The organism is Caballeronia sp. LZ029, from assembly GCF_031451275.1.
Taxonomy (GTDB): domain Bacteria; phylum Pseudomonadota; class Gammaproteobacteria; order Burkholderiales; family Burkholderiaceae; genus Caballeronia; species Caballeronia jiangsuensis.
Genome location: NZ_JARUXO010000004.1, coordinates 502,833 through 516,689 on the forward strand (window position 1 = coordinate 502,833; position 13,857 = coordinate 516,689).

The window sequence follows — 13,857 nt, forward strand, 5'->3', positions numbered from 1 at the left end:
TGTGACCGCGGGCGCTGAGAAGCTGCTTTCTTTGGTTACTTTCTTTGCAGCAGCAAAGAAAGTGACCCCCGCCCCGGGGAGGGGCAGTGCTAATAGACCACCACGCCCCCGGGACCCAGCGAAAGCAACACTCGACCGCCAAACCAGGCGAGCGCTTACACAAGCGCCGGAAAATCCAGCGTAGTGTCGTTCACGCGATTCACGAGATTCGTGAAGTTGATGACGCTCATGGCGAACAGCGTATCGATGACCTGCGCCTCCGAGTGACCCGCTTCGCGCACTTCGGTCAGACGCGCCGCATCGACGGTCCCGCTGGTCCCCGCCACATGCCGCACGAACCGCACGAGCGCGTCGCGCTTCACATTGCCGGTCGCTTCACCGGCACGGATCTGCTGCGTTTCCTTCTGCGACAGCCCGACCATCTTGCCGACAACCGTATGCGCCGCAGCACAGTAATCACAGCCCACGAGTTCGCTGACGGCGAGCTTGATCGCTTCGACATCGGCCTTGTCGAGGCTGCTCTTCGCGAGAATCGCATCGCCGTCGAGCGTGGCGCGTAACGCGGCGGGGCTGTGCGTGCCGATGGTCGCGTAGGCGTTCGGCACGCGGCCGGCGGCCTTCTTGATGGCGGCGAACAGGTCGGCGGCAGGGCCGGTGGCTTCGTTGACGTTGACTTGGGAAAGACGTGACATGGTGTGCTCCTTCGTTCAGTGGTTGGCCATCGCGATGGCATGGGTTGAACTTTAGGCGCATGCGTCTTTCGCGTGAATGCTCGCCCGGCTCGTAAAACCGCGCGATCGTCTCATCGTGCGAGTGCGGCGGCTTCATGCCATGATCGAGGCTCTCTGTACGCGTCACGATCACGCACATGGACTATCTGACGAGCCTGAAGGTGTTTTGCACGGTGGTCGAAGCGAAGAGCTTCGCGCGTGCGGCCGACATACTCGGCTTGTCGCCGCCCGTCGTGTCGCGTGCGATCGCGGGTCTCGAAGAACGGCTCGGCAGCCGGCTTTTCAATCGTACGACGCGGCAGATTTCGCTGACCGAGACCGCCGAACGCTTCTTCTCCGACTGCTCGCGCCTGCTCGACGAACTTCAGGCGATGGAAGAGCGCGCCTCCAACCGCGCGAGCGAAGCGACGGGCCTCTTGCGGCTCGTCGCGCACACGACGGTGATGATGAGCCGCTACGCGCCCGTCGTCGCGAGTTTCCGGCGCGCGCATCCGCACGTGCGTCTCGACGTGACGCTGACCGAGCGGCCCATCGATCTCGTCGGCGAAGGGTACGATCTCGCGATCGTGCTGCCCTTCATGCTCTCCACCGATACCGCCGTCACGCGCCTGCTCGAAACCATTCCGCTCGTGCTCGTCGCGAGCCCCGCGTATCTCGCGCAGCGTCCCGCGCCGCGCCATCCGTCCGAACTCGTCGATCACGTGTTCGTGCCGATGTCGCCATCGATCCGCAAGCCCGCGCTCACGTTTCGCATCGGCGGCGAGGAATTGCGCGTGCCGCTCGACCACGATATTTCATCGAACAGCGCGGTGTTCAATCGCGAGATGGTGTTGCAGGGCTTCGGCATCGGCGTTTTGCCGACGGCGCTCGTCACACAGGAAGTAGCGGCGGGGCGGCTCGTCACGCTGCTCGACGCGTATGAGCGCGTCGATGCCCACATCGAAATCCGGATCGCCTACAGCACGCGCGCGCTCCTGCCGGCCAAGGTGCGCACATTCGTCGAACATGCGGTGCGCTTTTGCGCCGACGAAAGCATGCTGTCCGGGCACTCGAAAATCGGCCTCCAGGCCTTGTGACGCAAGGCTTTCCGCGATTCTTTCCGTCAGCGTTATTCACTCGTGCGCGCCGTGACGGTTGACTTGGTGCATATGCACATCTAGTCTTCCGGGCTATGACGGGCAGCGGATTCGCCCTTTCCTCAATTCAAATTGTGCATATGCACTATAACGACAAATGACGACACCTTCGACAAATATTCCATCGGTCGCGGCGCCGGCTCTCGCGCGTCCGACGCGCAAGATTCCCTGGATGCTGCTCGCGCTCGGACTGGTCGGGCTCGCGCTGATCGCCGCGGTGGCCTGGTGGGCGCTCGTGCTGCGCTTCGTGCAAACGACCGACGATGCCTACGTCGGCGGCGATGTGACGGTGCTCGCGCCGAAGGTCAACGGCTTCGTCACCGATGTGCTCGTGCAGGACAACCAGCGCGTGAAGGCGGGTCAGGTGCTGATCCGCCTCGATGCGCGCGACTACGACGCACGCCTCGCACAAGCCGACGCCGAATTGTCGGGCGCGCGCGCGGCGGTGGTCGAATTGCAGGCGAAGGACGCGTTGCAGGCCGCCGTCATCAATCAGCAGCAGGCGGAAGTGCGCGCTTCGTCGGCAGAACTCACGCGCAGCGGGCAGGATCGGGTGCGCTATCGCGAACTGGTGAAGGACGATGCCGTGTCGAACCAGATCGTCGAACGCGCGGATGCGGACTACACGAAGGCGCAGGCATCGGTGGATCGAAGCGGCGCGTCGCTGGTGGCGGCGAAGCGCCAGTTGAGCGTGATCGAAGCGCAGATCGCGGATGCGCAGGCGCGCGTCGCCACGGCCGAAGCGGCGCGCCGCGTCGCGGAGCTGAATGTCGAATACACGACGATCCGCTCGCCCGTGGATGGCTATGTCGGCAATCGCACGGCGCGCGTGGGTGTGCTCGCGAACGTCGGCACGTCGCTCCTGACCATCGTGCCGTCGACGGGACTCTGGGTCGATGCGAACTTCAAGGAAGACCAGTTGAAGAAGATGCGCGCGGGCGATGAAGCGGATGTCGAACTCGATGCATCCAGCGTGCCGCTGACCGGCCACGTCGAAAGTCTCGCGCCCGCGACCGGCGCGACCTTCAGCGTGCTGCCGGCGGAGAACGCGACCGGCAACTTCACGAAGATCGTGCAGCGCGTGCCGGTGCGCATCCGTCTCGATGTGCCGAAGGGCATGGAATCGGTGCTGCGTCCGGGTCTTTCGGCGACCGTGAAAGTTCATCTCGCCAAGCAGTCGAACGGCTGAGGAGCGCGGCGATGACCCACACCGTTCCCTTCGATCCCGCGAACCAGCCGATAAGACAGCGCGTGCTCGCGTTCGCGCTGATGTGCCTCGGCTTCTTCATGGCGACGCTCGATATCCAGATCGTGGCTTCGTCGCTGAAGGATATCGGCGGCGGATTGTCCGCGAGCCAGGATGAGTTGTCCTGGGTGCAGACGTCCTATCTGATCGCGGAGATTCTCGTCATTCCGATGTCGGGCTGGCTGTCGAAAGTGTTCTCCACGCGCTGGCTTTTCGTTGCATCGGCGGTCGGCTTCACGATCACGAGCATGCTGTGCGGCATGGCATGGGACATCAATTCGATGATCCTCTTTCGCGGCCTGCAAGGCGCGCTCGGCGCCGCGATGATCCCGACCGTGTTCACGACCGCCTTCGTGATCTTCCCCGGCAAGCAGCGCCTGATCGCATCGACGACCATCGGCGCGCTGGCGTCGCTCGCGCCCGCCATCGGACCCGTGATCGGCGGATGGATCACCGATCAATGGTCGTGGCACTGGCTCTTTTATCTGAACGTGGTGCCGGGTCTCGTCGTCGCGCTGCTCGTGCCGAAGTACGTGCATATCGACGAGCCCAATCTTTCGCTGCTGAAGAAGGGCGACTATCTCGGCATCGTGCTGATGTCGGGCTTTCTCGGCTGTCTGGAATATGTGCTGGAGGAAGGGCCGCGCAAGAACTGGTTCGGCGACGACGTGATCATCGTATGTACGTGGATTTCGGCGATCTGCGGTTTCCTGTTCCTCGTGCATGCGTTCACGGCGAAAGACCCGATCGTCGATCTGCGCGCGCTCGCCGTGCGCAACTTCGCGATAGGCAGCGTGCTGTCGTTCGTGACGGGCATCGGCATCTTCGTGTCGGTGTTTCTGACGCCGGTGTTTCTCGCTCGCGTGCGCGGCTTCGATTCGCTGGATACGGGTCTCGCGCTGCTCTCCGTCGGCTGCTTCCAGTTGCTTTCCATCGGCGTATACGGCTTCGCGTCGCGTTTCATCGATATGCGTGTGCTGCTCGCATTCGGGCTGATCTGTTTCGGCGCGGGCTGTTACTTCTATACGCCGCTGACGCACGACTGGGGCTGGCAACAGTTCCTCCTGCCGCAGGCGCTGCGCGGCATCGGCCAGCAATTCGCGGTGCCGCCGATCGTCACGATGGCGCTCGGTTCGCTGCCGCAGTCGCGGCTCAAATCGGCGAGCGGACTCTTCAATCTGATGCGCAATCTCGGCGGCGCGATCGGCATCGCGGTGAGCGCGACGATGCTCAACGATCGCCTCAATCTGCATTACCTGCGCCTGAGCGAGAACGTGACGATCGGCCGGCCCGTCATCGACGATCTGCTCTCGCGCAGCTCCGCGCATCTGTCGTCCGTCGCGGGCGATGCGCTCAATGCGTCGCAGGCGGGACTTGCATCGCTGCATGCGCTCGTGATGCGCGAAGCGCTCGTGCTGACCTTCGCCGATTGCTTCTATGTGCTCGCACTGTGTTTTCTCTTCGGCTTGATGACGGTGATGTTCGCGAAGCCGATCACGAGCGCGCCGCCTTCCTCCGATGCGCACTGAACCGGATGCTTCGATCATGAAGAAACTATTCGTCGAAATACTTGCGGGCGTGACGGCTCTGACGCTCGCCGCGTGCGCGGTGCAGCCCGAATCGCACGCCGATCTCCCCGCGACCGTGAACGCGACCGCGCCCGCCGACTGGAACGTCGATGTGCCGAAGCAAGCTGTCGATCCGACTGCATGGTGGAATCAGTTCAACGATCCGGTCATGCATGAGCTGGTCACGTCGGTGTTGAACGACAACCTCGACGTGCAGGCGGCGGTCGAGCGCGTGAAGCAGGCAGAAGCGATCACGACGCAACGCCGCGCCGCGTTGCTGCCGCAACTGGACGCGGGCGCGGGCGGATCGTACTCGCGCCAGAACACGCCGCCGCCGCTCGGCTATGTGAAGCAGGCGGGCTTTGGCCTGACGCTGAGCTGGACGCCCGATGTATTCGGCGGCGAGCGTCTGGAATTGCTCGCGTCGCAGGCGCAGCTCGTCGGCCGTGAACATGCCGCGGATCAGGTCAGGCTCGCGCTCGCCGCCGATACGGCCGCCGCGTATGTCGATCTGCGCTGGGCGCAAGCCGAACTGAAAATCCTGCAAGACAACCAGGAGATTCGCGAACGCGCGTTGAAGCTCACGCAACGCCGCCTGCAATACGGCCTGTCGACGAAGCTCGATGTCGCGCGCGCGCAGAATCAGCTTAGCGATCTGCAATCGCGCGTGCCGCGTACGCAGGCGACGATTCAGCATCAGTTGAGCCTGATCGCGGTGTATTCGGGCCGCACGCCGGAATCCATCGACAAGCTGATGCTCGCGAATCCGGGCGCCGCGCCTGTCATTCCCGTGCCCGCGAGCGGCGCGCCGCAGATGTTGCCGTCCGAAGCATTGTTGCGCCGTCCCGATGTGCTCGTCGCATACGCGACCGTGCAGCAGCGCGCGGCGGAAGTCGGCGTCGCGCGTGCGGAGCGTTATCCGAAGTTTTCGCTGCGCCTGTCGGATGGCTTGCTTGCATCGTCATATCTCGGATTGCCGACGCTGACCGACAACCTCTTCTCCGCCGCGCTCAACGCGACGAGCCCGATCTTCAACGCGGGACGCATCACGGCGGATATCGAGCAGAACCAGAGCAAGATGCGCGAATCGGAACTGCGTCTGCGTCAGACGATGCTCGAAGCGCTGAAGGATGTCGAGGACACGCGCAGCGATCTCGTCAGCACGACCGAATCTACCGCGCGCCTCACCGATGCGCTTTCCGCATCCGGCCAGTCGCTCACGCTATCGACGCAGTTGTACAAGGGCGGCGCGGCCAGCTTTCTCGATGTGCTCGACGCCCAGCAATCGTATCTGCGCGACGCCGATGCGCTGAACCAGTCGAAGCGCGAACATGCGCTCGCGGCGGTGGCGCTCTATCGTTCGCTCGGCGGCGGCTGGAGCGTGACCGGCGATGACGACGTGATCAAGACCGCCAGCGATAAAACGGAGACGACGAAATGAGCCTGATCGAAGAAACCGCCGCCGGCCTCGATGGTCTCGCGCAACTGCGCAAGCTGATCGCGAGCGGACGCAAGCCGGGCATTCTGGAGTCGCTGGATTTCGAATTCATCGAAGTGGAAGCGGGCAGGGCGGTGTTCGTGGGCGTACCCGGCGATCACGCGTATAACCCGATCGGCACCGTGCACGGCGGCTATGCGGCGACGCTGCTCGATTCCGCGTGCGGTTGCTCGGTGCATTCATGCCTGACCGCGACGCAGGCGTATACGACGCTCGAATTGAAAGTCGCGTATCACAAGGCGGTCACGCGCGATTCGGGTGTGCTGCGCGCGGAAGGACGCGTGCTGTCGATCGGACGCCGCGCCGCGTTCGCCGAAGCGACGCTCAAAGATGTGCGAGGCAGATTGTTCGCCTCGGCGACATCGACCTTGCTCGTCATGGAGCGGTAAAAGAAAAAGCCCGGTTCCTCATCGCGAGGATCCGGGCTGTCTGCCGCGAGAAAACCGCTTACTTCACGCTTTCCAGCGCCTTTCTCACCGTGCCGAAGATCTGATCGATCTGATCGTCTTCGATGATGAGCGGCGGCGAGAACGCGAGGATATCGCCGGTGTAGCGCACGAGCACGCCCGCTTCGAAACACTTGACGAATACTTCATACGCACGCGCGCCCGGCGCGCCTTCGCGCGATTCGAGCTCGATGCCCGCGACGAGTCCGAGATTGCGAATGTCCTTCACGAACGGCGCATCGCGCAGCGCGTGAGCGGCGCTTTCGAACTTCTCGGCCTTCGACGCGGCGCGCTCGAACAGCTTGTCGCGCTGATACAGATCGATGGTCGCGATGGCCGCGGCGGTCGCGACCGGGTGCGCCGAATACGTATAGCCGTGGAACAGCTCGATGGCATTGGCGGCGCCCGCGTTGACGACCGTGTCGTGCACGTTGCGATGCGCAGCGACGGCGCCCAGCGGAATGGTCGCGTTGTTGATCGCTTTCGCCATCGTGATGAGATCGGGCGTCACGCCGAAGTACTCGCTCGCCGTCGCCTTGCCCAGACGACCGAAGCCGGTGATCACCTCATCGAAAATCAGGAGAATGCCGTACTTCGTGCAGATGTCGCGCAGCTTTTGCAGATAGCCTTGCGGCGGCACGAGCACGCCCGTGGAACCGGCGAGCGGCTCGACGATCACGGCGGCGATCGTCGACGGATCGTGCAGCGTGACGATGCGTTCCAGATCGTCCGCGAGATGATCGCCCCATGCGGGCTGGCCCTTCGTGAACGCGTTGCGCGCGAGATCGTGCGTATGCGGCAGATGATCGACCGACGGCAACAGCGCGCCCGAGAACGTCTTGCGATTCGGTGCGATGCCGCCGACCGAAATACCGCCGAAGCCGACGCCGTGATAGCCGCGCTCGCGGCCGATCAGTCGCGTGCGCTGGCCTTCGCCGCGTGCGCGGTGGTAGGCGAGCGCGATCTTCAGCGCGGTATCGACCGATTCCGAGCCCGAGTTCGTGAAGAAGATGCGGTCGAGCCCTTCGGGCATCAGGTTGGCGACCTTGGTCGCGGCTTCGAAGGCGAGCGGGTGGCCCATCTGGAAGGTCGGCGCGAAGTCGAGCGTCGAAAGCGCCTTCTGCACCGCGTCCACGATCTCGTCCCGGCAATGGCCCGCGTTCACGCACCAGAGACCGGCGGTGCCGTCGAGCACTTCGCGGCCGTCGGTCGAGCGGTAGTACATGCCCTTCGCGCTTTCGAGCAGGCGCGGCGCGGCCTTGAACTGGCGATTGGCGGTGAACGGCATCCAGAACGACGAAAGGTCGTCGATGACGGGGCGAGCATTCATGGCGGGTCTCCTCCTTGGAAAGAACGGTCTGTGCACTGTATTCCTCGGCAAAATTGCACGGCATAGACAGTTCGATCACTGCGCTGCCAACTGTGCTGGCAAAATGCTGCAAACTGTATTGGCCGATGCGCGATGACCGCGCTATTCTCGAATCCATGATCGAACTCAAGCTGGAGCGCGGCACGCGGCAGGCGCCGACGCTCGTCGAACAACTGGTGCGCGCGTTTTCTTCGGCGATCGAGGAGCAGACGCTGCGCGCGGGCGCGCTCCTTCCCTCGGTGCGGCGTCTCGCCGAGGCGGAAAGTCTCAGCACGTTCACGGTGACGGAGGCATACGGCAGGCTCGTGTCGATGGGCCTCGTCACCGCGCGGCGCGGTTCGGGCTATCGCGTGGCCGCGCGCGGGCGCAGCGAACGCGTGCGCGCGGTCGAATGGCAACCGCCGAGCCTCACCGCGACATGGCTTCTGTCCGACGTATTCGCCGATCATTCCGTGCCGATCAAATCCGGCTGCGGCTGGCTGCCGAACGAATGGGTCAACGAGAGCGGCCTTCAGCATGCGTTGCGCGCGGTGAGTCGCGTGCCTTCGGCGCGCATCGCAGATTACGGGCATCCGTACGGCTTCGCGCCGTTGCGCGAGCGCATCGCGGAGCAACTGGACCGTCATGGTCTGCCGGTCGATGCCGCGTCGAACGTGCTGTTGACCGCGGGCGCGACGCAGGCGCTCGATCTCATCGTGCGCACGTTGCTGCGCCCGGGCGATGCGGTCGTCGTCGAAGATCCGGGCTACTGCAATCTGCTGCAGATTCTGCGGCTCGCCGGGCTTCAGGTGCATGGCGTGCCGCGCACCGCCGCGGGCATCGATACGGACGTGTTCGAGCGCATCGTCATCGAGCATGGGCCGAAAGCGGTCTTTCTCAATACAACCTTGCAGAATCCGACGGGCGCGACCTTCGGCACGGCGTCGGCGTTTCGTCTGATGCAGATCGCGGAGCGTCACGGCCTGTGGGTGGTCGAGGACGATGTGAACCGCGAGCTCGCGCCGCCCGGCGCGCCCTTGCTCGCGGCGATGGAAGGGCTGAGCCGCGTGCTATACGTCGGCGGCTTTGCGAAGACGATCACGCCCGCGCTGCGTTGCGGTTATGTCGTCGCTGAACGAGATGTGTTGCGCGAACTGGCGCGCACGAAGATGGCGGTGGGACTGACGTCATCGGAGGCGACGGAGCGCATCGTCGAGAAAGTGCTGACGGAAGGGCGCTACGCGCGGCATGTGGAATTCGTCGTGGAGAAGCTGAAAGACGCCCATGCGCTCGTCGAGGATCGCATGGATGCGCTGGGCGTCGAGTTGTTCCGGCGTCCGCGTGCGGGTCTGTTTTTGTGGGGTGCGTTACCGATCGATCCCGCAGAAGGAAGCGCCGTCGCGACGCGCGCATTGCAGCACGGCATATGGCTCGCGCCCGGCTCTTACTTCCGTCCCGACGATGCAGAAAGCGCGTGCTTCAGATTCAACGTCCCTTATTCCGTGGACGATGCACTCTGGACGTTTCTGGAAAAAACGATCAAAGGCTTTTAAAGCGGACACGACGAATCGAATCGTCGTGTCCGTATTAATCAAAGCTTATTGCGCCACTTGCGAAGAAGCGGATGCGGAAACCTGTCCGCGCTGAACCTGCGCGGTGCGTTCCGTATTGCCGAAATCACCGCGTCCCTGCGCGGCTTCTTCCGCCGCGAAGGTTTGCGCGCTCACGCCATGCTGCGAAGCAGGCGCACCGACATCGGGACGATAATGCGGCGCCGGCCCATAACCGCTTGCAAATGCCGAACCGGCGAAGAGAGAACTCAATGCAATAGCAAAGCCCACTACGAGTCGCTTGTTCACGAGATTGCTCCGACAAAAATATGAGGAGATGCGGTTATCTGGCAGTGACAACCGCAATCGGAGAAGCGAATCGTTCGCTACGAAACGCACCCGACATGCGAACGCAGTGTAGAAGGACTTGGCCGCTTTTTAATCGCACGAAAAGCCAATTGAGTTTTCGCCGATCTCAAACAATGGGATTACGCGATGGCTTCGCGATGTGTTTGCCTGACTCGCGACGCAGCGAGTTGCGCACGCAAGTGCTCGCAGACATCTTTTCGACGCACGGCGTTGAGCGGATCGCACAGACGAATCGTGAGTGTCGATGTCTTGGCGTGCATCACGGGCGGGGCGTCGGCGTCGGATTCGGGCGCTTCCCACAGCACGACGGTGAAGGTGCCGTCGGAGACTTGTACGACGTGAAAGCGCGCAATATCGATCTTCGTCAGTTCGTGCGGTTCGATCGAATGATGCATGGCGTCCTCGACATTCTCTGCATGGGTATCTACGTTCACGCAAGCATCATGCCGAAGCCAAAGATCCTTGCGGGCGCGCGGCGATGGCCGCGCACCCATGTCGATTCTTTCCGTGCTCCCCTGGAAAAAAGGCTAATTCGATGCCGATGCGTCGCCGGTGGTCGTCGATGCCGGAGCGCCTGCATTGCTTTGCTCAGGCACGGTCGCGGCGGTGGGCGCTGCTTTCGCGGTGCGTTTGCGCGGCGCGCTGCGCTTCGCGGCAGGCTTGGCCGCAGTCGCTTTCTTCGCGGCCGGCGCGCTCGTTTGCGCTGGCTTTGCTTTCTTCGCCGCAGTCTTTTTAACCGCGGTCTTCTTGGCCGCAGCTTTCTTGGCCACGGCTTTCTTGGCGGCCGCCTTCGGCTTGACCGCTATTTCCGCGCTGTCCGCATCGATCAGAAACTTGCTGCGATCCTTCACGTTCGCGATCCACGCAGGCGGGCGCGCCCAGCCGCTCCAGGTTTCGCCCGTCTTCGGATTGCGATACTTCGCCGGCAGCTTGCCTTTTTTAGCGAGCTTCGTCATCGCTTGATGGCGACCCGCCGGCGCGGGCAGCGCGACCTTCGGCTTTGCAGCGCGTTTGACCTTCTTTCCGTGCTTGTCTATATCCGCGGTCGTGAGACCGTGCCTTTCCATCATCGCGCGTATATCGTCGAGCACGGCTTGCGCGCGCTTCGCGATCAGTTGCTCGGCCTGCGCCTGCAGTTTCTTCAGCTTTGCCTGCATCTGCTTGAGTGTCGCCATTGCTGTCTCCTCTTTTGTGTTGTCTATTCTCGGCTCGTGCGTGCCACTCGACTGCGTGCCAACGCGCGCTGATTGTTACTGCCTGATCGCGACGAACGCCGCGGTTTCATAAGGCACGGTGACTTCACGCTTGCCGCTCAGCTCGGGTTCGCGCTCGATGAGCTTGTGCACCTCATCATCGATTTCGACGCGCGCCGCTTCCGGCAATGACGCGATGAAACTCGTCGAGCGCACGCGATGCACGATCACATCTTCGGGCGAACCCGTATGGCCGAGCGAGAAATGCGTTTCGACGAGCGGACCGAAGCCTTCATGCGGAAATGCGTGACGCCACGCGCCAGTGTAATAGCGCGGCGCGTCGCCTTCGTATTTATTGACGATGGCGTCGAGCTTCGCAACCCACGGCACGCGCGCATCGCGCAGATTCCACACGAGGCCGAGGCGGCCTCCCGGCTTCAACACGCGCTGAATCTCGTCGAGCGCGGCGCTGCTCGCGAACCAGTGGAAGGACTGCGCGCACACGACGGCATCGACCGAAGCATCCTCGAGCGGTATCGATTGCGCGGTGCCCGCGAGCGCCTCGACATCGGGCAGCGTGGCCGCGAGCTTGGCGCGCATCGAATCTACCGGCTCGACCGCGATCACGCGCGCGCCCGTCTGCACGAGACGCGGCGTGAATTTGCCCGTGCCCGCGCCGAGATCGACGACGCTCGCGCCGGGTTTCAGCCCGAGCGTCCCGGTGAGCCAGCCCGCGAGTTCCGGCGGATAGTCGGGCCGCCCGCGCACATAGCTATCCGCGTTGGCCGTATAGCCTTGCACGGCTGCGCGATGCACATCGGATTGATCGTTCGCGGGCTGCGTCATCGTCGTTACTCGCCGTAGATATCGAAGTCGAAGTACTTCTGCTCGATGCGCTTATAGGTGCCGTCCTTGATCATCGCGGCGATGGCGCCGTCGAGCTTTTCCTTCAGGTCGGTGTCTTCCTTGCGCAAGCCGATCGCCGTGCCGGGCCCGAAGATCGCGCTGTCTTCCAACGCGCCGCCCGCGAAGCCGTAGGGCTTGCCGCGCGGCGTATCGAGAAAGCCGCGTTCCGCCTGCACGGCATTTTGCAGCGATGCGTCGAGACGCCCGGCGAGCAAGTCCTGATACACCTGATCCTGATCCGCGTACGAGACGACTTTCACGCCCTTAGCGCCCCAGTGCGCCTTCGCGTAGGTTTCCTGCATCGAGCCTTGCTCGACGCCGACCGTCTTGCCCGCGAGCGAATCGGCCGTCGGCTGGATGCTCGAATCGCGCTTGGCGACGAGGCGCGTGGGCACATGGAAGAGCTTGCTGGAGAACGCGATCTGCTTGACGCGTGCGGGTGTCATCGACATCGTGGAAAGCACGCCGTCGAACTTGCGCGACTTGAGGCCGGGAATCATGCCGTCGAATGCGTTCTCGACCCACACGCATTTCGCATTGAGACGCCGGCAGAGTTCATTGCCGACATCGATGTCGAAGCCGACCAGCGTGCCGTCGGGTGCTTTCGATTCGAAAGGCGGATAACTTGCATCGACACCGAAGCGGATAGTCGACCATTCCTTTGCATGCACGCCGATCGATACGATCAGCATCGAACCCAACAACACCGTCAACAGCCTCTTCACGATAGTCCCTTCTTTGCATGAGTTTATGAGTGTAGGCGACGCGAGCCGCCGCCGACGATTATAGAGGCGTGTGTGTAGCGCAAAAAGAAAAACGGCCGCGAAAAGATCGCGGCCGTTCGAATCAAAACTTATGGCGTTGTTTTCGGCGCTTAGCCCGCGCGCACTTCGACGCGGCGCGGACGCGCTTCCTCGCGACGCGGGATCGTGAGTCTGAGCACGCCGTTGGTGAGATTCGCGTCGATCTTCGTGGTGTCGAAATCGTCGCTCACCGTGAAGGCGCGTGCGAAACGCGGCGCGCGCAATTCGGCATGATGCACACGCACCGCGCCTTGCACGGGCAGTGCCGCTTCGGCTTCGATGGTGAGGCGGGCATCGTGCACCTTCACGTCGAGCTTCTCGCGCGACACGCCGGGCAGATCGGCCCACAGCGTGATGCCGTGGCTATCCTCGACGATATCGACCGCGGGCGTCACCGTTGCACGGCGCACCGTGTCTTCGTTCTTGCGCGCCACGTCGTTCGTGCCTTGCGGGGCGACTTGCGTATTCTCGGTCATGATGTTTTCCCTATTACTGAATGGTGATCGCGCGCGGCTTCGATGCTTCGCGCTTGCCGATGGTGATGGACAGCGTGCCGTTCTCATAGCGCGCTTCGACCTTGTCGGCGTCCGCGTTCTGCGGCAACTCGATCACGCGGCGGAAGCTGCCGGCGAAGCGTTCTTTCGCATAGGTGCGGGCGCCTTCCACGCTTGCTTGCGCGCGGCGCTCGCCGCTGATGGTGAGCGTGCCCTTGTCGACGGTCACATCGAGCGATGCGGGCTCGACGCCCGGCGCGAACGCGACGATATGAATCGCGTCATCGGTGCTGCCGATATTCAGGCGAGGGAAAGCATCCGCGCGGCTCGAACGAATGCTGGAAGGTAGATTGCCGAAGAGCGAGGACACCTGCCGTTGCACGCGGTCCAGCTCCGAGAAAACGTCGCCGCCAAAATAAAAGTCACTCATGGTCCAGTCTCCGATAGTGCGGCCCGACGAGGCCGGCAGCAGGAAGTTGAAACGACAGCGCGCTGTGCCGCTGCCCTTGCATCCAAAGTAGGTGCGAAGGCTATCGTTTCAATACCGGAGGCCTATGTTTCCAGTGCTT

At 63.1% G+C, this 13,857-nt stretch carries 15 protein-coding genes; 6 read left to right on the forward strand and 9 right to left on the reverse strand.

Features of this window, described 5'->3' with window-relative positions; genetic code table 11:
- Positions 1–155 precede the first annotated feature (155 nt).
- Positions 156–692, reverse strand: a complete 537-nt coding sequence (locus QCE73_RS28265; protein ID WP_309884535.1) for a carboxymuconolactone decarboxylase family protein — start codon at positions 690–692, stop codon at positions 156–158.
- Between the two features lie 176 nt (positions 693–868).
- On the opposite strand from QCE73_RS28265, the gene QCE73_RS28270 reads away from it, so the two are divergent.
- The 5 genes from QCE73_RS28270 to QCE73_RS28290 all read left to right on the forward strand — a co-directional run bounded on the left by QCE73_RS28270 (position 869) and on the right by QCE73_RS28290 (position 6,568).
- A complete protein-coding gene (locus QCE73_RS28270) occupies positions 869–1,807 on the forward strand; it encodes a LysR substrate-binding domain-containing protein (RefSeq protein WP_309884536.1) in 939 nt (312 codons plus the stop codon).
- Between the two features lie 157 nt (positions 1,808–1,964).
- Positions 1,965–3,056 (forward strand): HlyD family secretion protein, encoded by a 1,092-nt coding sequence (locus tag QCE73_RS28275; RefSeq protein WP_309884538.1) that lies wholly within the window; start codon positions 1,965–1,967, stop codon positions 3,054–3,056.
- Between the two features lie 11 nt (positions 3,057–3,067).
- Complete coding sequence (locus QCE73_RS28280; protein WP_309884539.1) at positions 3,068–4,642, forward strand: DHA2 family efflux MFS transporter permease subunit; 1,575 nt, start codon at positions 3,068–3,070, stop codon at positions 4,640–4,642.
- A 16-nt stretch (positions 4,643–4,658) separates the two neighbouring features.
- Positions 4,659–6,122, forward strand: coding sequence for an efflux transporter outer membrane subunit (locus tag QCE73_RS28285; protein ID WP_309884540.1), 1,464 nt, complete (start codon positions 4,659–4,661; stop codon positions 6,120–6,122).
- The gene (locus QCE73_RS28290) at positions 6,119–6,568 is read left to right on the forward strand and encodes a PaaI family thioesterase (RefSeq protein WP_309884541.1); all 450 of its coding nucleotides are present in this window, start codon (positions 6,119–6,121) and stop codon (positions 6,566–6,568) included. Before QCE73_RS28285 ends, QCE73_RS28290 begins: the two co-directional genes overlap by 4 nt.
- Before the next feature lie 58 nt (positions 6,569–6,626).
- On the opposite strand, the gene QCE73_RS28295 is transcribed toward QCE73_RS28290, so the two are convergent.
- Positions 6,627–7,955: an aspartate aminotransferase family protein gene (locus QCE73_RS28295; RefSeq protein WP_035501511.1), complete on the reverse strand. Its 1,329-nt coding sequence runs from the start codon at positions 7,953–7,955 to the stop codon at positions 6,627–6,629.
- A gap of 155 nt (positions 7,956–8,110) precedes the next feature.
- On the opposite strand from QCE73_RS28295, the gene QCE73_RS28300 reads away from it, so the two are divergent.
- Positions 8,111–9,526 (forward strand): PLP-dependent aminotransferase family protein, encoded by a 1,416-nt coding sequence (locus QCE73_RS28300; RefSeq protein ID WP_309884542.1) that lies wholly within the window; start codon positions 8,111–8,113, stop codon positions 9,524–9,526.
- Positions 9,527–9,571: 45 nt separating this feature from the next.
- Here QCE73_RS28300 and QCE73_RS28305 read toward each other — a convergent pair whose 3' ends face one another.
- The 7 genes from QCE73_RS28305 to QCE73_RS28335 form a co-directional block, all read right to left on the reverse strand.
- Entirely contained in the window at positions 9,572–9,832 is a 261-nt protein-coding gene (locus QCE73_RS28305) for a hypothetical protein (protein ID WP_035501512.1), read from the reverse strand.
- A 179-nt stretch (positions 9,833–10,011) separates the two neighbouring features.
- Positions 10,012–10,287: a hypothetical protein gene (locus tag QCE73_RS28310; RefSeq protein ID WP_309884543.1), complete on the reverse strand. Its 276-nt coding sequence runs from the start codon at positions 10,285–10,287 to the stop codon at positions 10,012–10,014.
- 132 nt (positions 10,288–10,419) lie between these two features.
- Positions 10,420–11,067: an H-NS histone family protein gene (locus tag QCE73_RS28315; RefSeq protein WP_309884544.1), complete on the reverse strand. Its 648-nt coding sequence runs from the start codon at positions 11,065–11,067 to the stop codon at positions 10,420–10,422.
- 75 nt (positions 11,068–11,142) lie between these two features.
- Entirely contained in the window at positions 11,143–11,931 is a 789-nt protein-coding gene (locus QCE73_RS28320; RefSeq protein WP_309884545.1) for a methyltransferase domain-containing protein, read from the reverse strand.
- Positions 11,932–11,936: 5 nt separating this feature from the next.
- Positions 11,937–12,716 (reverse strand): ABC transporter substrate-binding protein, encoded by a 780-nt coding sequence (locus tag QCE73_RS28325; protein ID WP_309884546.1) that lies wholly within the window; start codon positions 12,714–12,716, stop codon positions 11,937–11,939.
- Between the two features lie 149 nt (positions 12,717–12,865).
- On the reverse strand, positions 12,866–13,270 hold the full coding sequence (locus QCE73_RS28330) for an Hsp20/alpha crystallin family protein (RefSeq protein WP_309884547.1): 405 nt from the start codon (positions 13,268–13,270) through the stop codon (positions 12,866–12,868).
- Between the two features lie 13 nt (positions 13,271–13,283).
- A complete protein-coding gene (locus tag QCE73_RS28335) occupies positions 13,284–13,718 on the reverse strand; it encodes an Hsp20/alpha crystallin family protein (RefSeq protein ID WP_035501522.1) in 435 nt (144 codons plus the stop codon).
- Positions 13,719–13,857 lie beyond the last annotated feature (139 nt).